The organism is Isosphaeraceae bacterium EP7, assembly GCA_038400315.1.
Lineage (GTDB): Bacteria > Planctomycetota > Planctomycetia > Isosphaerales > Isosphaeraceae > EP7.
In genome coordinates this window covers 1,890,156-1,913,988 of the sequence record CP151667.1, presented here as the reverse complement: position 1 = coordinate 1,913,988, position 23,833 = coordinate 1,890,156, and the positions used below count along the sequence as shown (strand labels likewise).

Sequence of the window (23,833 nt, the reverse complement as noted above, 5' to 3'; positions counted from 1 at the left end):
ATAAGACGTTCACATCATCATGACTACGGGTACTGGGGATTGCCCCGCTCTGGACCCGCCAGCCCTCGCCGAGGCTCGAGTTCGAATGCGAGGAGCACGCTCAGGGGCGGCAATCACGCTCGATTCGCCCGCCAAGAAGTCGCTCGTCGAGGTCCGACTCGAGGCCTGAATTCCCCGATCAACCGCCCACACGACGCCCTGTTGTGTCGCCGCTCCGGCAATTGATGGCCAAGACTAGGAGTCTTGACCGTCCGTCACCGGCGCGGTTGTCTGAGCCGGACGCCCCGTCGTCATCTCGTCCGCAACCGAATGGTCGGGCGTCCGGCTCAGTTTCCCCTCCGTTCCGGGGGTGGTACCATCGCTCCGTCCGGGCCCGATGCCCCGCCAATGCCTCTTCGCTTTCCGGGGAGATAACCCTGATGTTTGCCGCGATCTTCAGTTTGCTGGCAATGCTCCTCTCTCCGACCCTCTCTCCGAGTCCGGCTAGCTTGCCATCGACGATCGGCACGGGGGAGCAGGGATTCGCGGGGGACGGCGGCCCAGCTGCGGACGCTCGGCTGAATTTACCCTTCGACCTCGTGATTGACGCGGCCGGAAATCTCCTCTTCGCCGACACCTTCAATCACAGGATCCGCAAGGTCAGTGCCGTCGACGGTGTCATCACGACGGTCGTCGGCGGAGGGAAGAAAGGATTCGCCGGCGACGGGGGGCCGGCCATGATCGCACAGCTCGACGAGCCTTATGGGCTGGCTTTGAGCCCCGAAGGCGACCTCTATTTCGCGGATCGCCTCAACCGCCGTGTTCGCAAGGTGGACGGTAAGACCGGCATCATTAAGACCATCGCAGGCGACGGATCAGCCGCCGGCTCGGGTGACGGCGGCCCCGCGGCGGAGGCAGGGCTCGTCGAGCCAAATGGGGTGGCCCTCGACGGGAAGGGTCGCCTGTTCATTGCAGACGTCGGCGACAACCGGATCCGAGTCGTTGCGCTCGACACCGGCCTGATCTCGGGCTTCGCGGGGACCGGCAAGGCAATCCATGCGGGAGACGGCGGGCCCGCCTCCCTCGCTTCGATCGCCGGCGCCCGTGCCGTGGCGATCGGACACGATGGAGTCGTCTATGTCCTGGAACGACAAGGGAATACGCTTCGTGCGGTGGACCCCGCCGATGGCCTGATCCGGACCATCGCCGGAACCGGGGCGAAGGGCTATTCGGGAGACGGCGGCCCCGCTCTCGCCGCAACCTTCAACGGGCCGAAGGAATTGAAGGTCGACGGCTCGGGCAACGTCCTGATCGTCGACACCGAGAACGACGCGATCCGACGCTATGACGCGGCGACCAGGACAATCTCGACCGTCGCGGGCGGGCTCCGTCGCGACAAGACCGGCACGCTGGGCCGACCTCACGGCGTCGCGGCGGGATGGGATGGGACCCTTTTCATCGGCGATACGGAAAACCACCGGATCCTCTGCGTCCCATCGGACAAGATCGCCCGCTGAATGGGAATCGGCCGAATCCCCTGGACAATCTTCTCTACTGTATGTATGATCAGATAGTCGGCGTGAGTTGTCCTGCCGCTTGCCTCTCGGAACGCATCATGATGCAGGCACCGGCGACGCAAGTTCGGCATGAACCGCCTCGTTCAGAAGGGGATGCAGCGGGACCTTTCCGCCCTCCCCGGTGGCTGCGTGGACCCCACACGCAGACGATCCTGGGGCGCTACTGGCCGACCCGTCGAACGTCCATTGCGTCGACTTATCACGAGCTCACGCTTGTCGACGGCGACCGGGTGGCGATTTTCGACACGCGTCCGGACGGCTGGGAGCCCGGCCGGCCCGCCGCGTTGCTCGTGCACGGCCTGGGCGGTTGCGCGCACGCCCCCTACATCAGTCGACTCGCAGCGAAGCTCGCGGCTCGCGGTGTCCGCTGCGTCAGGCTCAACTTGCGCGGGGCGGGCCCTGGGTTCGGGATCGCCCGCAACTTCTATCATGCAGGCCGATCGGGGGATGTCCGTCGCGCTGCAGAGTGGCTGACTGAGCGGTCCCCGGGTTCGCCCCTTGCCCTGATCGGCTTTTCACTGGGAGGCAACCTGGTGCTGAAGCTGGCGGGTGAGGCCTCCGCCGAGCCCCTGATCGGCCTCGATTGCGTGCTCGCCGCGGGCGTCCCGATCGACCTGGAAGCATGTTGCGAGCGCATTCGAAGCGGTAGGAACCGGGTTTACGACTGGAATTTCCTCAGATCATTGCGGGCCGAGGTCGTCAGAATTGAGGCCGAATTTCCCGGCGGGCCCGCCAGCGATCTGGCCTCTGTGGGGTCGCTGTACGAGTTTGACGACCGCTACACGGCGCCCCGCGATGGATTTTCCGGCGCCCTCCATTACTATAACGAGAGCAGCGCGGCGGCCTACCTGCCGCGTATCGAAGTGGCGGGCCTGGTCGTTCAGGCCCGCGACGACCCCTTCATCCCCGTCACCTGTTTCGAAAAGGCGCGATTCCCGGCGGGTCTGTCCCTCGAATTGACCCCTCATGGAGGCCACCTCGGCTTCCTCGATCGTCGGGGCGAGGGGCGTGATCGCCATTGGCTGGACCGACGTCTGATCGCCTGGCTTGCGAACCGCTGGCAGGGTCGACTTGTCTGAGTTGTTCCGAGTTGCGGACCGGGCCGGAATAGGCACCGAAGTTGAGGATGGATCGGCCATGAATGATCTCGCGACGAACAAATTTCGGGCGGCCGTCGAGGTCCTCCAACGCGGTCGAGACGTGCTCGTCGACGAACTTGCCGACGAGATTCTCGAGCAGGCCGACGACCTGATCGACGGCAGCTACGCGTTCAACGAGCTGCTCGAGACCCAGGGCACCCGGCTCCACTTCCTGGCCTTACTCCTGTCGCAGCTCGAGCAGTCGGCCGAGATCATGGACGAGGCCCTGGCCGCCAGGCCCCCCGCCCCCCGCAAACGCCGGTCCCGTTCCAAGAAGGTCCAGCAGCAGGCCACCGCCGAGGAGAAGACGTCCGAAGACACCCATTGATCCTCGTGCTGCGGCCCCTCAGGCAGACCGGTACGGCCCTCGATTTCTCCACGTTCGCAGTCTCATCAGGACGAAGATAAGCAGCCCGGTGTCGACCAGGGCGGGGACGAGGAAGACGCGGCGGTCGCCCGGAGGAAGGGCCTGGACGATTCGGCCGGCGACCAGACTGCCCAGCAGATTGGCTAGTCCGTTGGTGACCACCATATTCAGGGCCTGTGCCCCGGCCCTCCGGCTGGGTGGTGCCTTCGAATCGATAAAGACGTGGCCGCCGATGGTGAAGCAGGCGTTGCCGACCCCGTGCAGCGGGATGCCCGCGACCGCCAGCCAGAGCGGCGGGCCCGCCGCCATCGACGCGTAACGCACCGACCAGGCCGCGATCCCCAGCGCCAGCGTCGCCTTCTCGCCGAAGCGCCGCAGGGCCCAGGGCAGCAGGACCAGGGCACCGATCTCGGGGATTTGCCCCAGGCTCATCGCCGAGGAAACCCAGGCGCGTTGCAAGCCCATCGCCTCCAGGTGGGTCGTCATCACCTGGAACACGAAAGGCGTGGTCAGGTTTACCCCGAACGCCACGGCCAGGTAGGGGGCCACATCGGGCTGCCTCAGCAGTTCGCGGGCCTGGCCGATCAAGTTCGGCGCGTCGCCCCCAAGGTCGAGCGGTGGGGTGTGCGGCAGGAGCGTCAGGGTGTAAACGCAGGCCAGGGCCGATAACCCGGCGCCCACCCAGAACGCGACCGTGGTGCCTCCCCCCCACCCCGTTCCCCCGGTCGCGGCCATCAGGCCGCTGACCAGCCAGCCTACGGCCATCCATCCCACAGTTCCCCACAGCCGGATGCCCGGGAACTGCTCGCTCGGCCTGTCCAGGTTGCGCATGACCAGCGAATTGGCCAGGCCGTGGCAGGGGGCATAGAGCAGGAAGTAGGCCAGGAACAGGCCGAACAGGGCCGGCGCGCCGGTCGCCAGCCTCGATCCGACCACCCCGAGGAGGATCGAGCCCAGCGCGAAGGCCCAGGCCAGGTAGTGCTGGGTTGGCATCAGGCGGTCGACCAGTCGACCCGCCCCCAGGGGCATCGCGACGGAGGCGATGGCCATCGTGGCAAAGATCAGGCCCCGGCCGGCCCCGCCAATCCCGCAGTCCGACAGGTGCGACGCGAGCAGGGGCCACCAGGCCCCTTGTACCGCGTACATCAGCATCATCAGCCCGGACATCCGCCACGTTTTTCGCGATCTCATCCGTGCTCCCGGAAGAATCCATTCATCTCGAGGATGATTGCCGGACGGAGTCTTCAAAAAATGACGATCCTCGATCGCTGGAACGACTTAGCCCAATTGAGCGGGCGACCCGCATGGATCTCCGAATTCTAGCGGAGGTTGATCGGTGTGACTTCTGTCCGAGAAGATCGATTTGGCGTCGCAGATATTCCGGGATTTTTCGTTGACAAGACAACATGGCCGGTTCACAATCGCGCTGCGAGGTCGTCACTTCAAGGCATCCGATACGACAGATTATCTTGATTCCCCAGAAACTCGGCCTGTCGGCCGCGGCCTCTCCCTGCGCATTCGGGATCGGGACGCGTCGCAAGTCGGGAAAAGGCCGTGCCTGGTCGTGCGGGCTCGTCCGTCGGGTGTCCTGCATTGATGCGGGAGGACAAAGGATGTGTAGAAGTCGTGGTGGTCGCTTCAAGGCCGGCCTCATCGCGGTCGCTTGCCTTGCAGTTTCCGGCTGCTCGGCATCAACGACGAATGATGTCGTCGGCAAAGAAGAAGGTACGGCGAATCCGATTCAGTCGCAGGCCGATTATTTCAAGCAACAGCAAGAAAAGCACGCCAAGGGCAAGGTCAAGGCCAAGAGAACGCCGCTCGTCAAGAAGTGAGCGGGCATCTGGGGACTTAGCCGTCCCACCCATCCGTCCAGGTCTCATTCGTATGTCTCGGGCATCACAGTTTTAACGGAGGTCGCGCGGATGAAATTCCGACGCCGCGGTTTCACGCTCATTGAGCTCCTGGTGGTCATCTCGATCATCGCAGTGCTCATCGCCCTGCTGCTCCCGGCCGTCCAATCGGCCCGCGAGGCTGCACGACGCATCCAGTGCGTCAATAATATGAAGCAGCTTGGGCTGGCGATCCACAATTACCTCAGCACGAACGAATCCACGCCCCCCGCCATGATCCCGTATTCTCCTTGCTCGCAAGGCGGCGCCACCAATTGCGCGCCGTCCTTCTCGACCCTCTGCCGCCTGCTCCCCTACCTGGAGCAGACCCAGATCTACAACTCGATCAATTTCCAGATCGGCGAGCGCTGGGGGGGGCCGGGCGGCAACCTCGGAGCCTCCTATAATGGTGGGAATGCAGACGGTGACCTCTGGTCGCTGATGAACATGACCGCCTCGGGCAATCAGATTACCGCGTTCCTCTGCCCGTCTGACACCGAGCTGTCGAACCTCACCGGGTTCGTCTTCTACCCCGGTGGCCCCAAGCAGTTGGTCGGCCGCTACAACTACGCCACGAACGCGGGGACCAATCCCTTCGCGGCCGGCGGCGGCGGCGGAGCGACCAACGGGCCGACGTACTTCCCGACGTACAACGCGGCGAGCGTCTCGGGGATGAGCGGCAACCCCATCGGTGCCCCTTACAACACCTCGCTTCGCGCCGAGAACGTCGTACGCATCGCCACCATCACGGACGGCACCAGCAACACCGCCATGTTCTCCGAATGGGTGCGGAGCGACGGCCTGACCCCCACCGACTCGAAGCTCGGCCTCGGCCAGATTTACACCGCCCAGGTCAACGGCACCCTGGGTACCACCATTCTCCCCGGCCCGCTTGCCGACACGCAGATCAGCGCCCTCTGCCAGACCATGGCGTCTCGTGCGACCGTGAACTGGACCTGGAAGGGTGACTGGTGGATGTCCGGCCAGTCTTCGACCTACTTCCACACCATCACCCCCAACAAGCTGAGCTGCTATTACCAGGATGCCGGCCAGCCGACCTCGGCGGCCATCAACGCCGTGGCCTCCAGCTCGCGTCATCCCGGCGGAGCCAACACCACCTTCCTGGACGGGTCGGTGAAGTTCATCAAGTCCACCGTCAACCAACTGACGTGGCAGGCCCTCGGAACCCGCGGCGGCGGCGAGGTCATCAGCTCCGACGCCTATTGATGGGCGGATCGATCGGTGTGACGAATGCCGTCAACCCCAAGCCCGGCGGGCCAAGCGCCCGCCGGGCTTGCTCGTCCCCGGAGAGTGGCCCCGTGCGCACCCGATCGAGACGCATCGCGGTTGCCTTGCTCGCCCTGTGTCTGACCGTCTCGTGCGCCTGGTCGGTCCGTCGGTGGGCCCGATCCCTGAGCCATGCGGCCCTGCATCAGGCCGAGATCGCCTACGGCCGCGGCGAATTCCCGTCCGCCCTCCGCTTCGCGTTCGTGCAGCTGGAGGCGACGCCCGGGGATCGCGAGGCCGCGCTGCTCGCGGGCCGTTGCCTGGACCGCATGGGAAAGCCGGTCGAGGCCGACACGCTCGACAAGATGGCCGGCGCGGTTCCCGCCGCGGACCTCCACGTCCACGCGCTGGCGCTGATGGCCGCGGGGCGGCACGACATGGCCGAGGCCACCTACAAGGAACTGCTCGCAGCCAATCCCGATGACGACGTGGCGTTGCGCCGGCTGGCCGCGACCTACCTCGGCCTGATCCGCTTGCGCGAGGTCTTCCCGCTCGCCGATCGTCTGGCCGCCCTGCCCGATCACTCGGCGCGCGTGGCGGGCGAGACCTTGCGTGGCCTGGTCCACCATCGGGTCGAGGAATACGAGCCCGCCGCACTGGCCCTCGAACGAGTGCTCGTGCTCGACCCCGACCTGCGCGAGATGCCGCTGAAGCCCCCGACCACGTTCTGGTACTACCTGGGCACCGACCTCCTGACCTCGGGCCGACCGGCCGATGCGCGCAAGTACATGGAACGGGCATTGGAGGGCGGCCCCGATCCGAGCCTGCTCGACGTGCTCGGCCAGGCCCTCCACGCGGAGGCCGACATGGAGGGCGCGGAGCGTTGCTGGCGCGAGGCCATCGCCCTGGCCCCGGATCATGCCGGCGCGTTACTCCGACTCGGCCGCTCCCTGCTCAGGAGGAACCGGGCCGACGAGGCCCTCCCCATGCTCGAGCGGGCCTCCGCCCTGAGGCCGTCCGATCGCGAGCCGGCCTATACTCTTCAGCAGGCCAGGCGCCGGCTGGGGCTCGCATCCGTCCCCGTCCCCGATCTGATCTCCCCGGCCGCGAATTCTCTGGCCCGTCAGCCGGCCGAGGCCGATCCCGCGACGGTTCGCCTCTCTCCCTGACGCGAACGCCCCCATCGAAGGCCCGACCGATGCCTCGACTCTGGCTGAGCCCGCTCGCGATCGTCGTCTTGACCCTGCTCGCCCAGGGGTGCAGGCCCGCGTCGTCGTCGCCCTCGGCGACGGACTCCACGCCAGTGCCGCCGGCCTCATCGGCGGGCCGGATGGAACCGCCCGCGGCCTCGCCCAGGACCGTCCGGTCGGCCCACCGCCTGGCCGTCGACCCGGACGACCACATCCGGTTTCGCGACGCCACCGAGGCCACCGGAATCAGGTTCACCCATACCAGCGGCAATACCCCCGAGAAGCTCTACCCGACCGCCAACGGCAGCGGCCTGGCTATGCTCGATTACGATGGTGACGGGCGGCTCGACCTTTATTTCTCCACCACGCGCCACCTTCCCATCGGTACCGAGTCACCTTCAAAGGGCAACGCGCTCTATCGGAACAAGGGGGACGGCACGTTCGAGGACGTCACGGCGCGTGCGGGGGTGGGCTTCGACGGATTCAATCAAGGGGTCGTCGCCGGTGACGTCGACAACAATGGCCATGTCGACCTCTATCTGACGAATCTCGACGGCAACGTCCTGTACCTCAACAATGGCGATGGCACATTCCGTCGCCGAGAGAACTCGGGCGCCGAGTGCGGGCTCTGGTCGTCGGGCGCCGCGATGCTGGACTATGACAACGACGGCAAGCTCGACCTTTACGTGACCTGCTACGGGAGCTGGCCGCTGAAGGACGCCCAGCCCTGCGGCGACGCGGCCAAGGGGGTTGTCACTTATTGCTCTCCCCGGACGATCACCCCCCAGCGCCACTTCCTCTATCACAACGAGGGGAACGCCACGTTTGTCGACGCCACCGAGCGTGCCGGGATCTTGCGAGCCGACGGCCGCGGGCTCGGCGTGCTCGCGGCCGACCTCGACGACGACGGCCGGATCGACCTGTACGTGGCCAATGATCTCTGCCCCCACTTCCTCTTCTTCAACAACGGCGACGGGACCTTCACCGACGCCACCGAGAGCTCTGGGGCCGCCCTCAGCGAGTCGGGCCAGGCCCAGGCCGGCATGGGCATCGACGCCGAGGACACCGACGGCAATGGCCTGCCCGACCTGTTCGTCAGCCACTTCGAGGGCGATTATGGCACCCTCTACCGCAACCTGGGCGGCCGTGGATTCCAGGACGTCAGCGCCTCGGTCGGGGTCGTGGCGGGGACAGCACCCTATGTCGGCTGGGGCTGCTCGCTGGGCGACCTGGACAATGACGGTTGGCCCGACCTGTTCGTCGCCAACGGGCATGTTGATGACAACCTCGCCGCGATGGGCCGGGATGTCCCCTGGGCCGAGCCCGCAAAGGTCTGGCGCAACCGGGGCGACGGCCGGTTCCGGCTCGCCGCCGACCCGGGTCCTTATTTTCGCGAGTCCCACGTCGCCCGGGGCGCCGCCTTCGGCGACCTGGACAACGACGGCGACCTCGACGCCGTCATCAGCCGGATGGATGCGCGCCCTGCGGTCCTTCTGAACGAGACCGAAGTGCTCGGCCACTGGATTCGCCTGGACCTGACCGGAACCCGCTCGAATCGCACCTCGATTGGCGCCTCGGCCGAGGTCCACGTCGGCACTCGCGTCTTACGCCGCCAGGTCAAAGGGGGGGGCAGCTACCTCTCGTCCAATGACCCGCGTCTCCTCGTCGGCCTCGGCAAGTCTGAGCGGGTCGACAAGGTCGTGATCCGCTGGCCCTCGGGGACACTGACCACCCTGGATGGCCCGGCGATCGACCGAGCCCATCAGGTCATCGAGCCCTCGGGATCGACCCCATGAATGCACGCGGAACGAGCCCGGGGAGATTTCGACCTAAGGTTACGAAAGCCTCGGCCGGACGGAGTGAGTCATGACGCGGACCTCGGCCCTGTTTGCCGCACTGGTCGTCCTCGCCCTCGGCGCAGTGCTGGTCTTCGCCCTCTCGCCCGCCCCGCCCGACCTCGACGAGGCGGTCCGGCTGGCCGAGGACGGTTACTTCGAGGAGTCTGTGGCGTTGCTGAAACAGGGGGTCGAGCGGGCCCCCTCAGAAACCAGGCCACGGATGCTCCTGGCTCAGGTTCTGATTAACCGGTTCGACCGCCAGACCGACCACTCCGACCTCGCACCGATCCGTCGGGCGCTCGAGCACCTCGATGCCATCAAGCCCGACACGCCGGCTCTGACGGCCCTGGTCCTGCTCTGGAAAGGCAAGGCCGAGCGTCGCCTGATGCGTCTGGGCCGGGCGAGGGCCGATTGGGTTGCCGCCTTGAAGGCCGATCCCACCGTTCCCGAGGCCGCCTGGGGCTTGCTCGACCTGGATTATCTGGAAGGTCGCCCTGACCACGCCCGCGCCGTCGCGATGGCACAGGTCTCCGTCGAGCCCAACCCCGGCGACCGGGCCCAGCTGCTCCACGAGCTACTCAGGCAGGAAGCCCAGCCGCCCGCCCCCGAGTCCCTCATCCTGATCTTCGAGCCGATGCTGAAGGCCCAGCCCGACGACCCCGACGTGCGCCGGGGGATGGGCCTGGCCCTGGTGCGCGACGGCCATGACGTCGACCGCGGCCTCGATCTGCTCGCCGCCGACGTCGATGCCCACCCCGGCGACCCCGAGGCCTGGGAGTTCTATCTTGGCGCCCTGGACCTCGGGAACCGCGCAGACGTCCTGACCGATGTGCTACCGACTCTGCCGAATACCTTGGCCGAAGACCCCCGCTTCGCGCGTTACTTTGGCCTGGTTGCCCAGGAGCGGGGCGACTGGAAATCGGCCGTCGAGGCCTTCCGGATCGGCCTGAAGCATCTGCCCCACGACCCTCGCCTGGAATATCGGCTGGCACGTTCCCTCAACCGCCTCGGCCCCGAGAACGCCGGCGAAGCCGAGGCGCTTGAAGCCTGCCAGGCCCGACACGAGGCCGCGCAGCCCGAGGCCTATCCGCTTTTTGTCGAGGCCGGCGAGGCCGCGGGGCTGGGCATCAAGCCCTACCCCGAGTTGATTGCCCGCCTGGCCGACCAGCGCGAGCGCAGGGGACGCCCCGCCGAGGCCGCCGCCTGGCGGTCTCTTGAGCAGGGGCGAGACGCCGGTCCGTCGGGTGGGCGTCCCGCGTCTCGTGAGGTAAGATAAGCGGGCCGACGCGGGGCGAATGCCCTCGACCGGCCATCCAGACGCGCACCAGGAGGCCTGCATCGATGAGCGGCAATTCACCGAAACGGCGAGGGGGCCGGCCCTTCTGGAAGAAGATGGCGTTCCTTGCCTTCGGGTTAATCGCCGCCCTCGCGGTCGCCCTTCCCTGGATCATTGCCGCGGGCCCAGTCAAGCGACTCCTGCTCAGCCAGGCCAACGCCGCGCTCGCCCCTGGAGGCTTGCGGTTCGAATCCTTCGAGCCCTCCTGGTTCGGCCCCGCGGTGATCAAGAATCTGGCGTTGCTCGGCCCCCAGGGGCAGCCCGTCGTGCAGGCCGCGCACGCGACCTGGGACCGCAACCTCGCGCAGATCCTCTTCGATCGGCCTCGCTACGGAACCCTCAAGCTCAAGGCCGCCAAGCTCGATGTCGAGCGCAAGGCCGACGCCACCCTCGACATCTTCGAGGCGATCCGCGGCGCATTGCGGCCCAACCCGGCCCTCGACCTGACGATCGTCGTGGAGGGGGGAACGCTCCGCCTTCGCGCCCCCGAACTGGGCAATCCGGTCGAGGCCGCGCGTGCCGACGTCTCACTTCACATCGCCGCGGCGCCGGCCCCGCTCGCCTTCTCGGTGGAACTGGTCGAGGGGCCCGGCGTGGCTGGCGACCCCCTCGGGTCGGGCACCCTGGCCGTCCGAGGCGAGCTGGACCGCTGGCATCCCCACCCCGGCGAGCCCCCTGATCTGCACGTCAATGCGACCGGCCGAGGCTGGCCGATCGACCTTACCTCCGAAACCCAGACGGCCCGAGCCAGGTTCGACGGCCAGGCACGCGTCGACCGCAAGGCAGGCCGCCTGGCCACTTCGGGCGACGCCAGCCTGCGCGACCTGGAACTCGCCGGCCCACGACTCCACGGCGACTTCCCTCGCCTCGACCGGCTGGCGGCCGTCTGGGATGTCGCCCGCGAGCCCGAGGGCTGGACCGCCCGCCGACTCGACGTCGACTCCGCCATCGTGCACCTCTCCGCGAGCGGCCCCCTCCCGCCCCGCGAGGGCCGGTCCACCGACGCACGGGGTCAGCTCGACCTCGCACAGCTCGCCCGCCAGTTCCCCAGGACCCTGAGGCTCAGGCCCGATCTCGTCGTCGAGCGCGGCCTGGCCGAGTTCGACCTGCACGCCCAGACTCGACCCGACGACCCCTCCCCCTGGAAGTTCGAGGCCCGCGTCGGCGACCTCGTGACCCGGATCGGCGACACCTCGATCCGCCAGCGCGAGCCGGCCACGCTCGCCCTGATGATCGCACGAGGCGCCGAGGGGCTGGCCGTCGACGAGTTCACCGTCAAGAGCCCGATCCTGAACGCCTCGGGTCGCGGCACCCTCTCCAAGGGGGTGAAAATCGACGGCAAGCTTGATCTTGCCATCCTGCAAGAGCAGCTCGCCGACGTCTCCGACCTGGGTGGTGTGCGTCTCGCGGGCCGGGGCAACCTCGCCGGGACGTTCAGGATGGCCGAGGACCTGGCCTACCTCGCCAAAGTTGACCTGGGGATCGTCGGTTTCCAGGCCGGGACCACGCCCCGAGATCTGACGCTCCACGCCGAGATCGAGGGGGTCGCGGGCACCGACGGCCTGCCTCGCGGTTACGACATCGCGTCGCTCCAGGTCGAATCGGCCGGCCTGACCTCCCGGTTCGACGCCGAGCCCGACCACGGGGCCACCCACGTCGAGGCCTACATCACCGGCGATGCCCCCTCGCTCGGCGAAGGCGCACGCCTGACCGCCCAGTTCCAGGGGGCCATGCACGACGACGCATCGCTCGACGTCGACGACGTGCAGGTCAGCCTTCAGACTCAGGGGGCCCCCCCCTTGATCGTCTCCGCACGGGGCCGGGCCGACCTCAACCGGGGTGATTTCGAGCTTCTTCCCCCCTCGGCACGCACCCCCTCCCCCGTCACGCTCGGCGCAGAGGGGATCCGGGGCTGGAGCGTCGGCCGGGCCAACTGGCGAGCCGAGGCGACCCTCTCCGGCGACCTCGACCTCATCGACAAGCAACTCGCCGCCGCCTCGGGCCGAAAGCCCGGCGGCATCGCAGGTCGCGGCGACGCACGGCTCAGCGCCTTGGCCGACGAGGACGGGGTCGAGCTCACCGGCAGCCTCGAAGTCCGCGACGCATCCTGGCCGGCCGGCGACTCGCGTCACGTCGAGCCCGCCGTCAAGGCGACCGTCGATGCCCACCTTACCCCGGCCACCCGCCGCCTCGACCTCGCCGAGCTGACCCTCACCGGCGGCCCCGTCACAGTCGAAGGTTCCGGCCAGATCCTCGACCTCCTGGATCGCCGGGTCGTCGACCTCAAGGGGAAGCTCCAGCCCGACTGGGCCCGACTGCGCACCATGCTCGGCGGCCTCGATCCGGAGGCCAAGCTCGCCGGCCGCCCCCGAGGCTTCCGCGTGCGAGGTCCCCTGGGAGGCGCGGGCGACCTCGACGAACTACTCGCCGGGATCGACGCCGAGTTCGGCGTGGAATTGACCGAGCTCGACCTGCTCGGCATCGCCGTGGGACCGGCCCCCATCATCCTCAGGGCACGCAACGGCCGCCTCGACTTCGACCCGATCGAGACCACCCTCAACGAAGGTCGCCTCCGCATCGAGGCCGAGCTGGACCTCTCTCGCGAGCATGGACCCGCCATCCGCCTGACTCCAGGCTCGTTCATCGAGGCGGCTCGCATCAACGAAAAGGCGTCTCGCAGGCTCCTCGCCTACGTCGCCCCGGTGCTCCAGGACGCGACCCAGATCCGAGGAGCGTTCGATGTCGCCGTGCGCGAGGCCTACATCCCGCTCTCCGCCGCCGCGGGCAAGCCGACTCTGGAAGGCTCGGTCCTCTTCGATGACGTCGAGTTCGGCCCCGGGCCCCTCGCCGACCAGCTCCTCGGCCTCGTCGGTCGCGAGATCGCCCCCACCTTGCAACTCGATCAGCCCGTCTCCCTGACCATCGCCGACGGCCGGGTCAACCAGCACGGCCTGTCCATCCCGCTGGGTAAGCTCTCTCGGATCGAGCTCGACGGCTGGGTCGGCTTCGACCGCACGATGGCCCTGACCGCCAGCCTGCCCATCACCCCGTCGCTGGTCGCCGGCAGCCCGCTCCTGTCCAACCTCGCCGGCGGCACCCGCCTGACGATCCCGGTCGGCGGCACCCTCGACGATCCCAAGCTCGACCGCGATGCGCTCGCCGCGCATCTCAAGGAGCTGGGCAAGACCCTCCTACGCCGAGGGGCCACTCAGGGGGTTTCCGACCTCCTCTTCCGCCTCATCCAGCCCCGGACCGCCATCGCGCCCGCCCCATCACCGGCGATCTCCGACGAGCTCGGCCAGGCCCAACCCCCCCTCCCCGACCCCGCCCCGACCAGGGAAACCCCCGGTCAGATTCGTCGTCGCCTGAGACAAGAACGCAAGGCCGGCCTCCGGGGCATCCCGCCCGAGCCCCCTGTCTCGAGGCCCTGACGCAACCGGCCCGGCGCCGCCCAGACTCCCAGGGTCGGCCCACTTGCCGAGCACGTCGTTGGTCGGCCCTACCTCGCGGGTGCCCGGGATCGCCGGACTCCGCACGATGTCAGCGGAGGACGAGCCATCCTCCCGGACTGGCGCGTCCCTCCCGAACCCCCTCGCCCACGCCTTTGCGTCCGTGGGCGGCACGATCGTCAATGGGTCGATTCGTTCGCCACGCCCGTCGCCTTCGTTCGCTTCACTCCCCGGTCGGCGACGACTCCGCCAGCCACCGCGAAGGCGACGAGCAGGACGCTGAGGGATGCGCGATCCATCCGATGAAGTGTTGTGACGCGATAGACCTTCAGAAACTGCACGTCTCCGGTCACATCGCGGTACAGCCTGATCAGTCCGTGAAGGATCTGCGGATCGCTGTTGTAGGGGATCGTCGCCAATGTCGCTGCGAGCCCGGCCGCGAGAAATCCGTAGTCGAACGCGCGGAACGATCCCCCCCAGACCAGGAGCCGAGTCAGCGCGACATTGAGCAGGACGACGACAGCCCCGATCGCCGGCACGGACAGCTGTCGAAATGCCCCCCTGTAGAGCGACAGGTCGACCGCGACGATCAAGCCGAGCCAAAGCAAATTCCGCAGCCCGATCCCGGGGCCTCTCATGGCCATGCTCCAGATCGATCCGAGCCGCGAGGTCCGTCGTATTCGCCGACCCCGGCTCGCACCGATCGTATCAGAGCCGGCGAAGCCCGAATTCAGTCATCGTGAAGCCATCAAGGTTTCGCCGTCTCGTTCTCGGCGGGCTGGGGCAACACTCGCGCGTTCGTCCTCCTCGTCGCCGGCAGATTCCCCGACTCATTCACGATCCGCCGCAACCGTTCGATCTCGCCTCGAAGCGTTTCATCGTCCCGATCCCTGGCCATCTCATCAGTGAACGCCTTCGAATCATCCAGGAAAACGGTGGAGGAGTTTCCGGGCGGGATCCTGATGAACTTGCCGCTCCCTCCATCCTCCTCGACCAAGCCTAGGAGTTCATCGCTGAGCGATTTCGTCAGATGTGTGACGACCTTGACCTTGGCCTCAATCCTCGTCAAGCCGGCGACCTGGACCTCCCCGTAATATCCGAGCGAGATCGTCCCATCCTCCCGGACGATCCTCTCTCCATTGATCGGTCTTCCTGGTAGGGCTTGGAGGACCGCGATTTCGAGCGTGTCCCCCACGCCGATTCTCCTGGGTTCGGCTGACACCTTGAATCGAAGTGCCTCCCGGACGGCCCTGGCGTGCTCATGCTCCAGGCGATCGAGTTCTCGTTCCCTATCCCGTAAATCCCGGCGTTTGCCGGACACTTCCTCGGCAAAGTTCTGATAGGTCAGCCGCGCTTTCGCTTCATTTCGTTCGCTCTCGGTTGCTTCGTGTCTGGCCTCGTCCTCGCGGGCGTTCAGGATCGTCATCTGGCGTTCGATTTCTGTCCGGCCTTCGGGCGTTTTGGCCTCATCGGCCGAGACCCGGCGGCCGATCACGATTCCGTCAATCGTCGGCCCATAGGTCGAGTTTTTGACGATTTGCTCTCGACGATACTGCTCTTTCTGAGCCTTGCTTTCGGCCTCCTCGCCCGCTTTCCTGTGTTCGACCATCCTCTTACGGAAGTATTCCAGATGGGCCTCATCAACCTCCAGATCGGTCAGGTCTTTGACGATGAGCGAGGTAATCTTCGCCTTCATCGTCGACAGGTCCTCGACCCTCGCCTCCGCGAGAGCGAGCAAACTCGCGACACCCTCCGACTTGCTCACCGCTTCCGGGTTCGCTCCTCCAGCCCCTTCGGCCGCGACTTTCGTTTGAGTGGCGTCTTGCGCCGCGGTCGGAATCGCCGGGCCGGGTTCTTGAACCTGGCGTGCGATGGGTCGAGCTGGCTCGACTTCGGGATTCCTCCCGGCAGGGCCGACGCCCTGAGCGACGGCTCCCACGCCGGCCGCCAGGACTCCGGCCGCGACGAGGAATGTGGCGCTTAGCTTGATCGACTCGGTGAGTGCCATGGCGGAGAGTGCTCGTTTGGCCAGGGTTCTCGCTGTGGAGGAGAGGGTGACGGTGCCCAGGTCGGCGCCGAGGTTCAGGACGGCGCGGGCCTGCAAGGCGGGCGGCACGGCGGCGATCAAGGACTCCGGGACCAGGGCAAGTCCCGCGGATGCTGGCAGGGTCATGCCGCGGCGAGTGAGGCGGCCTCGGAGCTTCTCGCGGGCACGGGCCAGGCGGCCGGCGACCGTTCCCGGAGGCCAACCCAGGCGGCGGGCCGCCTCGTCTCGGCTGAGCCCCTCCAGGCCGCAGAGGATCAGCGGTGTCCGATCGTTCTCCGGCAGGCGAGCGATCTCCTCGTCCAGCACCCGCCGCAGCTCGGCCCACTCGGCGCCCGGCGACGAGCGATCCGACGACGGGAGGTCGGTCATCAACTCACCGGCGCTGGGCTCGATGATTCCCCGGCGAATCGCCAGCGAGCGGGCTCGGGCGGCCACCTTGGTGCTCACCCCGTGCAGCCAGGGGGCGAGCCCTCCCGGGTCGCGCAGGCTCGACGCTTTCCTCGCCAGGATGAGGAATGTCGCCTGGAAGGCGTCGTCGACATCCCGAGGGTCGCGCAGCATTCGCCGGCAGACGCCCAGAACCATCGGACCGTGCCGCGCCACCAGCCCTTCGAACGCCGCCTCGTCACGCCTCGACGCATAGCGTTCCAGGAGTTCGGTCGAGCTGATCCCCGCGCTGGTCCCCTCCGCGAACAGCCGGCCCACCTGCCTGAGTAGTTGCTCGCTCGACCCGTGACCCATGCCGCGTCCCTCCCGAGGCCCGAGGCGGGCGAAGCGCCAACCGTCGGGCCGACATGAAGGGATTACTGCACCGGTTCGCCCCGCCGATACAGGTTTCTCCGGACCCGATCAAGATTTTCAACGCGTGGCTCGGCACGAGCCGGGACCAAGGTGCGATTCGGACTTGAATGGACGACCCACAACTGACCCCGGGCCTCCGATCGACCCCCGGCCGTATCTCGCAATCATGGGACGTTGCACGCGCCTTGCCGGCCTTTTAGTGTCGGTCAAGGAAGTAAGACCGGGCAAGTCGGGGCGGTTGCTCACAAACGGAGTGGTTGGATGACGGAAGTGGAGTGGGTTGCTTGCCGAGTTCCCGATGGTTTATCCCCGCGTTAAGCCGAGAGAGGGGGCCATCGAGAGGTCTAGCCAATTCCTCTCCCCGACGCTGCTCCGCCAATATCTCGGAAGTCCGTTCCGTTGAGCTCACCGCGCCCATCTGACATGGCTTCCCTGACGATCGATCGCCCTAGGGCCGGGGAGGTTGTGCGGCCTCCAGGAGGTCGACAGCCCGTTCTAGGCGACGCTCGATCGCATCCAGCCGGCGTTCGATCGACTCGAAGCGTGCCTCGAGGCTCGGACCCTTTACTGTCGTCTCGGACACCGGATCGCGGTAGACCACCAGGCGGTCTCCGGGACCGAGCCGGTGATTGGTGGACTGATCGCCGGCCTTGACGATGGCGTCGAGGTCGACATTGAAGACCTGCTCGCAGCAGATGCCCGGAGAGGCCGGGCGGACCAGCCGGATATTCCGTTTAGCCTCGGACGGGTTCAGCCCGCCCGCGAAGTTGATCGCGTCGAGTACCCGCTCATTTCCCGTGACGGGCAGCCTGCCAGGGGACCCGACGTCCCCCTGGACGTAATAGAACTTGCTGTTGTAGGCCGATACGTCCACGAGAACTCGCGTCGATTTTTCGGGCGACACGACCCTGTTCTGACTGGGGTGACGCCCGTCTGGCTCGATCAGTCCGAGCTGGTCATCGCCGAGGTTTTCGCGAAGCTTGGCGATGACCGCGACCTTGACCTGTCGCAGCGTCAGGCCTGCCACGAAGACATCTCCGTAATAACCCAGGGACAACGTCCCATCCGGTCGAACCAGGTGGTCTCCCTTGATCGGCCGTCCAGGCAGGGCATCGAGCACCTCGACCACGAGCAGGTCGGGGGGCTCGACGACATAGTCTGCGACGGGTGCCTCGGCCTGCCCGGGGGCTGACGCCGCGGCCACGGCCGGAGACTGGGGGGATCGGGCCAGTGCGACGGCGCCGGAAACCCCGACGATCAGGGACAGCATGCCGATCGCAACGTAACGCAATTGGTCTCGCAGCATGAGCGTCAACACCTCCTGTGTGAGTTCTGCAACCGCTGTTTGAATGACACCTGAGGACCCCGCCCGGCCGGCTTTGGCCACGAGCTGAGCAGTCAACCTCGCCGGGACGGCCGCTCTGGCCGACTCGGCGGTGAGCAAGGCCGCGAACCCTACCGTCCCCAGCCCTCGGCGTTCCAGCCGGAGGCGAAGTCGCTCGCGGGCCCGCGCCAGCCGACTTTTGATCGTCCCGACCGGACAGCCCAGCCGCCTCGCCGCTTCCTCGCAGGTCTGCCCTTCCAACGCGCAGAGGACGACCGCCGCCCGATACCGTTCGGGCAGCCTGGCGAGTTCCTCGTGCAGCATCGTCGCGTGTTCCGCCGAGTCGTCGGTCGGGGCAACCACCGCCTCGACCAGCTGCCCGGCCCTGAGCCGCTCGTGGGCCTGACGAACGGCGTTCGCCCTGCGGGTGCAACAGGCGACTCGCAACGCGACCTCGTGGAGCCAGCTTGCCAACGACTCACGCCGCCTGATGGAACGACCTCGGCGAGCCAGCACGAGGAACGTGGCCTGGAAGGCATCCTGGGCGTCATGCGGGTCGGCCAGAACTCTGCAACAGACGCGCAGGACCATCGGCCCATGCCGCTTCACCAGGGCACCAAACGCCAATTCGGCGGCCTCGCGCTCGTCTCCCAGAGATTGCTCCAGGAGCTGGCCGTCGGAGAGTTCTCGGAAACTCCCTACCTCAAAGAGCGAGGCGAGCTGCCGCACGATCATGCCGTCATACCGGGTCGTCAAGGGCCGGTTCTCCTCGCCATCACGGCGCTGTTCAGAGAGGCGGTGCTGTTCAGAGAGAGTGTCCGATGGACGGCCTGCGGTTCCCGCTTTTTTTTCGCAACCATTTGCCCCCCTCCTGGTGGAACCCCGTGCTTGGTCCTCACGTTTGCGACCAAATCGGCCGACCGAGTAGCCTTGGCCTGGAGGCGAGGGCCGACGTCCGCGATAGGCCACAGGCTTGGGTCAGGCCTATGACGATTGTCAAAGAATCGGAAGTGACTTTGGAAGCCGTCATTTTCTGTCCAAGATTTTATGTCGCAACTTAATGATTTATAATGACTTATGATCGACCATTTTGAGGTGTTGAGTTCTCCTTCCGGCTCAAGAATGACCTGACTGCGTGGCCGATTCTGGGAAAACGAAACGAACCCGGCGCCTCGTCCTGGCGGTTGCGGAGACGGGGCATGAACGGCCGGCCTTGTCGGAGAGGCTGGGAACGTGAAAGATGGTCTGGCGGGCGATCGAGTGCCGAGGGTCGGCCGATCCCCCGCCCTTTGGTTGCTCGGATTGGGCTCGAACGAAGGCGCCTGGCGCCGGGGGTTCTCGACGATGCGTCAGTACGCCGCGCTCGCCTTAGCCCTGTTCCTCGCCGCCGCGGCGAAGGCCGACGAGCCCAAGTCCGTCGACCCGGTCGAGGCGCTCGAGAACGCGGTGGCCGACGCCATCGCGCGGGCCGAGCCCTCGGTCGTGGCCATCGCGAGGGAGAAGGCCGAGAAGGGCCAGGAAACCGTGGCCGTCCGCGGTCGGCCGCAGCCCGGGGTGGCGCCTGGCGTCATCAACGGTTTCAACCCCCAGCTCGGCCAGTTCGCCCCCGTCGACGCCGAGGAGGAACTCTCCTTCGACTATGGTTCTGGCGTGGTCATCGGCACCAAGGGTGAGATCCTGACGGCCTACCACGTGGTTCAAGGCGCCGCACGCCTGACCGTCCGGACCCGCAGCCAGCCCCAGTTCGCCGCCGAGATCATCGCCGCCGATCCTCGAAGCGACCTGGCCGTGATCGCGCCCCGCGAGATCCCCGGCTCGCCCCCGCCCAAGCTGACGCCCATCGCCCTGGGCGACGCCGCGACCCTTCGGAAAGGGTCGTTCCTGATCGCCCTTGGCAACCCTTATAACGCCGCGCGCGACGGGTCGGCGTCGGCCTCCTTGGGCATCCTGTCGAACCTGGCCAGGAAGCTGGAGCCCCCCGCCTATGACTTCAACCAGCGCCAGAACCCCCGCCAGCTCAGGCATCTCGCCTCGCTGCTCCAGCTCGACGCCAAGCTCAACCTGGGCATGAGCGGCGGCGCGGTCATCAATCGCAAAGGGGAGCTGGTCGGGTTGACCACCGCCGGCGCGAACGTCGAGGGCTATGACGGCCGGGCCGGCTACGCCATCCCGATCGACGCCCTGGCCCGGCGTGCCATCGAGGCCCTGAAGCAAGGCAAGGAGGTCGAGTACGGCTTCCTCGGCCTGACCCTGGACACCGGCCGCAGCCCTGAATTCGGACGACCGGTCGACGGGCTGGCCCGCGTCGAGCAGACCCGACCGGGGTCTCCGGCCGACCGCGCCGGGATCGTCCGCGGAGACACGATCATCTCGGTCGGCGAACGGCCCGTCCACGACACCGACAGCCTGATCCTGGCGGTCAACGCCCTTCCCGTCGGCCGCGAGGTCTCCATCAAGGTCCGCCGCGTCGACCCGTTCACCCGGGGCGTACAGGACCTGGAGAAGACCCTGGTCCTGGCCAAGTTCCCCGTCGACGGCGAGATCATCGCCACCAACCGACCGGCACCCTGGCGTGGCCTGCGCATCGACCACATGAGCACGACGATGGGGAACGTCCAGCCGATGGTCGTCGACCCCGACGCGGCCATGCTCCGCGGCTTCGTCGTGATCACCGAGGTCGTCGCCGGGACACCCGCCGAGCAGGCCGGCCTCAAGAAGGGGCAGCTCATCGCGTCCGTGGACGGCACCCCCGTCAGGTCGCCCGACGAATTCGGCCGATCGGTCGCCGACAAGAAGGGGCCGGTCAAGCTCGGCACCGACCTCGGCCCCGTCTCCGTCCCCTGAGCCCCTTGAGCCCGCCATCGGATTGCCGAGGCCACCGGGCGTCGGCTAAGATCGAGCCGAGCCGTCCGGCCCGAGGGCCGACCTACCGACCCACGTCCCGGATAAGCCGACCGAATCCCCATGACCACCGACGAACTCCGCGACGCGTACCTCGACTTCTTCGTCTCCAAGGGCTGCGTCCGCAAGCCCAGCGACGTGCTGGTCCCCAATGACCCGACCGTGCTCTTCACGCCGGCAGGTATGAACCAGTTCAAGCGCGAGTTCATGGGCCTGGGCGATCCCACTCTGACCCGGGCCACCACTTGCCAGAAGTGCCTGCGCACCGGCGACATCGACAACGTCGGCAAGACCCCGCGGCACATGACCTTCTTCGAGATGCTGGGCAACTTCAGCTTCGGCGACTACTTCAAGCGCGAGGCCATCCACTGGGCCTGGGAGTTCCTGACCAGGGTCGTGAAGGTGCCCGGCGAACGGCTGAGCATCACTGTCTACCTCGACGACGACGAGGCGTTCAACATCTGGAAGGATGAGATCGGCGTCCCCGCCTCGCGCATCAGGCGACTCGGCGAGGACGACAACTTCTGGCCGGCGAGCGCCCCGACCCACGGCCCGAACGGCGTCTGCGGCCCCTGCTCCGAGATCTTCTATCATCGGGACGGCGCCGAGGAAGTTGAGATCTGGAACCTCGTCTTCACCCAGTTCAACCGCGTCGGCCCGGGCCAGCTCGAGCCCCTGCCCAAGAAGAACATCGACACCGGGATGGGCCTGGAGCGGATGGCCGCCGCGCTGCAAGGGGTGCCGACCAACTTCGACATCGACATCCTCCGCCCGATCGTCGCCCATGCCGCCGGCGAGTTGCACATTGACTACGCCAAGGTCCGCGACGAAGCGGACGGGGCCCGCATTCGCAGGATTGCCGACCACACCCGCACCCTCAGCTTCACCATCCACGAGAACGTCCGCCCCGGGCCCGAGAAGCAGGGCTACGTCGTCCGCCGGCTCCTGCGCAGGGCCGTGCTCGACGCCTACCAGATGGGCCGCCGCGAGCCGTTCCTCTACCGCCTGATCCCGTCGGTCGCCGAGGCCATGGCCCACCCCTACCCCGAGTTGGTCGACAGCGTCCCGCGCATCCAGACCGTCGTCAGGGAGGAAGAGGAACAGTTCCTCAAGAACCTCGAGAACGGCCTGAAGCTGCTCGAGGACACGTTCCGCAAGACCCGGGCCTCGGGATCGGACACCATCGACGGCAAGGCCGCGTTCGACCTGCACTCGACCTACGGGATCCCTGTCGAGGTCACCGAGAGCCTGGCCGCCGACCAGAATCTGAGGGTCGAGCGCGTCGGATTCGACGCCGCCCGTGGGCAGCACTCGGCCGTCTCACGCGGGACCACCGACGCCGCCAACGTCTTCGAGACCGGGCCGCTCGACACGCTCAAAGAGAGCTATCGCGGGGGCAACGAGTTCCTCGGGTATGAGGCCAACGAGGCCCAGGCGAAGGTCATCGGCATCCTCGCCCAGGGTCAGCTGGCCAGCACCGCCGAGGTCTCTCCGGCCGGCGCCCCACCCGTCGTCCTGGTCCTGGATCGTACACCCTTCTATGGCGAGAGCGGCGGCCAGGTCGGCGACATCGGCAAGATCCTCGGCGAAGGGTTCCACTTCGAGGTGACCGACACCAAGAAGGAGAACGACTTCACCCTGCACATCGGCCGGGTCGTCCATGGGACCGTTAACGTCGGCGAGACGGTCACGGCGGCCGTCGACCCCATCAGGCGCGACGCGATCCGCCGTGCGCATTCGGCCACTCACCTGCTGCATCATGCCTTGCACGTCCACCTGGGCAAGCATGCCCAGCAAGCCGGCAGCAAGGTCGAGCCCGACCGGCTCCGTTTCGACTTCTCCAACCCCGATTCCGTCGGCCGCGAACGCCTCCGGCTGATCGAGGAGACTGTCAACGAGCGAATTCTCGAGTCGGCCCCCATCGACTGGACGACGATGCCCATCGCTGAGGCCAGATCCCTGGGCGCGATGGCCCTCTTCGGCGAGAAATACCCCGAGATCGTCCGGGTCGTCCGCATGGGCGACTTTTCGCGCGAACTCTGCGGCGGAACTCACCTGGACAATTCGGGCAAGGTCGGCCTCTTCAAGATCGTCGCCGAGGAGTCCGTCTCCGCCGGGACCCGCCGCGTCACCGCCCTCACCGGTCGCGCCGCGCTCGATCAGATGAAGCTCGAACAGGAAGCACTGGCCCAGGTCGCGGGCGCTCTTAAGGTCCCCCCGTCCGCGGCTGCCGAGCGTGTCCTCGCCCTCCTCGAAGAGCTCAAGACCCTTAAGAGGCAGGCCGCCCGACGCAAGGCCGACGACACGCCCAAGACCTCGTCCGAGGACTTGATTGCCGGGGGGACTTCCGTCGGCGACGCCATCGTGGTTGCTCGCCTGATTGAAGGCGCGACCCCCGATGAGCTACGCCAGCTCATCGACGTCCTGCGTCGCAAGCAGCCCACCGGGCTGGCCTTGCTGCTCGCTTCATCGGTCGACGGCAAGGTGAATCTCGCCGCCGGCCTTACCGCCGACCTCATCGCACGAGGCCTCCACGCGGGCAACTGGCTCAAGGCCGTCGCTCCGGTCGTTGGTGGTGGCGGAGGGGGCCGACCCGACCTGGCTCAGGCCGGCGGCAAGGACCCGTCGAAGATCGCGGAGGCCCTCGAAAAGGGCGTCACGACTTTGCGCGGCCTCCTGGAAGCCTGACCGCAATCAACGCCAGGCATTGACCTGGCGCTTAAGATTGGTTTGTTTAATTTTGTCGCGAATACCGCGAAGGAATTCGGT

General features: G+C 67.1%; 15 protein-coding genes. 11 read left to right on the top strand and 4 right to left on the bottom strand.

Annotation, left to right across the window (positions count from 1 at the left end; all coding sequences use genetic code 11):
* Nucleotides 1-488: 488 nt before the first annotated feature.
* From EP7_RS07410 to EP7_RS07400, 3 genes are all read left to right on the top strand, one after another.
* Nucleotides 489-1,496: an NHL repeat-containing protein gene (locus EP7_RS07410; RefSeq protein WP_463527190.1), complete on the top strand. Its 1,008-nt coding sequence runs from the start codon at nt 489-491 to the stop codon at nt 1,494-1,496.
* A 290-nt stretch (nt 1,497-1,786) separates the two neighbouring features.
* Entirely contained in the window at nt 1,787-2,635 is an 849-nt protein-coding gene (locus EP7_RS07405) for a YheT family hydrolase (protein WP_463527189.1), read from the top strand.
* Between the two features lie 58 nt (nt 2,636-2,693).
* On the top strand, nt 2,694-3,023 hold the full coding sequence (locus EP7_RS07400; protein ID WP_463527188.1) for a hypothetical protein: 330 nt from the start codon (nt 2,694-2,696) through the stop codon (nt 3,021-3,023).
* Between the two features lie 18 nt (nt 3,024-3,041).
* Here the strand turns inward: EP7_RS07400 and EP7_RS07395 are convergent, their stop codons facing one another.
* Nucleotides 3,042-4,253: an MFS transporter gene (locus tag EP7_RS07395; RefSeq protein WP_463527187.1), complete on the bottom strand. Its 1,212-nt coding sequence runs from the start codon at nt 4,251-4,253 to the stop codon at nt 3,042-3,044.
* Between the two features lie 422 nt (nt 4,254-4,675).
* On the opposite strand from EP7_RS07395, the gene EP7_RS07390 reads away from it, so the two are divergent.
* The 6 genes from EP7_RS07390 (at nt 4,676) to EP7_RS07365 (ending at nt 13,973) form a co-directional block, all read left to right on the top strand.
* A complete protein-coding gene (locus EP7_RS07390; RefSeq protein WP_463527186.1) occupies nt 4,676-4,894 on the top strand; it encodes a hypothetical protein in 219 nt (72 codons plus the stop codon).
* 90 nt (nt 4,895-4,984) lie between these two features.
* Entirely contained in the window at nt 4,985-6,178 is a 1,194-nt protein-coding gene (locus EP7_RS07385) for a DUF1559 family PulG-like putative transporter (RefSeq protein ID WP_463527185.1), read from the top strand.
* Between the two features lie 92 nt (nt 6,179-6,270).
* The gene (locus tag EP7_RS07380) at nt 6,271-7,347 is read left to right on the top strand and encodes a tetratricopeptide repeat protein (RefSeq protein WP_463527184.1); all 1,077 of its coding nucleotides are present in this window, start codon (nt 6,271-6,273) and stop codon (nt 7,345-7,347) included.
* A 29-nt stretch (nt 7,348-7,376) separates the two neighbouring features.
* The gene (locus tag EP7_RS07375) at nt 7,377-9,164 is read left to right on the top strand and encodes a CRTAC1 family protein (protein WP_463527183.1); all 1,788 of its coding nucleotides are present in this window, start codon (nt 7,377-7,379) and stop codon (nt 9,162-9,164) included.
* Between the two features lie 70 nt (nt 9,165-9,234).
* Nucleotides 9,235-10,482 carry a hypothetical protein gene (locus EP7_RS07370; RefSeq protein WP_463527182.1) on the top strand — a complete coding sequence of 416 codons (1,248 nt, stop codon included), beginning with the start codon at nt 9,235-9,237 and terminating at the stop codon, nt 10,480-10,482.
* Nucleotides 10,483-10,547: 65 nt separating this feature from the next.
* The gene (locus EP7_RS07365; protein WP_463527181.1) at nt 10,548-13,973 is read left to right on the top strand and encodes an AsmA family protein; all 3,426 of its coding nucleotides are present in this window, start codon (nt 10,548-10,550) and stop codon (nt 13,971-13,973) included.
* A 197-nt stretch (nt 13,974-14,170) separates the two neighbouring features.
* Here EP7_RS07365 and EP7_RS07360 read toward each other — a convergent pair whose 3' ends face one another.
* The 3 genes from EP7_RS07360 to EP7_RS07350 all read right to left on the bottom strand — a co-directional run bounded on the left by EP7_RS07360 (nt 14,171) and on the right by EP7_RS07350 (nt 18,919).
* Nucleotides 14,171-14,629 carry a hypothetical protein gene (locus tag EP7_RS07360; protein ID WP_463527180.1) on the bottom strand — a complete coding sequence of 153 codons (459 nt, stop codon included), beginning with the start codon at nt 14,627-14,629 and terminating at the stop codon, nt 14,171-14,173.
* Nucleotides 14,630-14,739: 110 nt separating this feature from the next.
* Complete coding sequence (locus EP7_RS07355; protein WP_463527179.1) at nt 14,740-16,779, bottom strand: sigma-70 family RNA polymerase sigma factor; 2,040 nt, start codon at nt 16,777-16,779, stop codon at nt 14,740-14,742.
* Nucleotides 16,780-17,287: 508 nt separating this feature from the next.
* The gene (locus tag EP7_RS07350) at nt 17,288-18,919 is read right to left on the bottom strand and encodes a sigma-70 family RNA polymerase sigma factor (protein ID WP_463527178.1); all 1,632 of its coding nucleotides are present in this window, start codon (nt 18,917-18,919) and stop codon (nt 17,288-17,290) included.
* A 588-nt stretch (nt 18,920-19,507) separates the two neighbouring features.
* On the opposite strand from EP7_RS07350, the gene EP7_RS07345 reads away from it, so the two are divergent.
* Both EP7_RS07345 and alaS read left to right on the top strand, forming a co-directional pair.
* Nucleotides 19,508-21,007: a S1C family serine protease gene (locus EP7_RS07345; RefSeq protein WP_463527177.1), complete on the top strand. Its 1,500-nt coding sequence runs from the start codon at nt 19,508-19,510 to the stop codon at nt 21,005-21,007.
* 120 nt (nt 21,008-21,127) lie between these two features.
* A complete protein-coding gene (alaS, locus tag EP7_RS07340) occupies nt 21,128-23,752 on the top strand; it encodes an alanine--tRNA ligase (protein WP_463527176.1) in 2,625 nt (874 codons plus the stop codon).
* Nucleotides 23,753-23,833 lie beyond the last annotated feature (81 nt).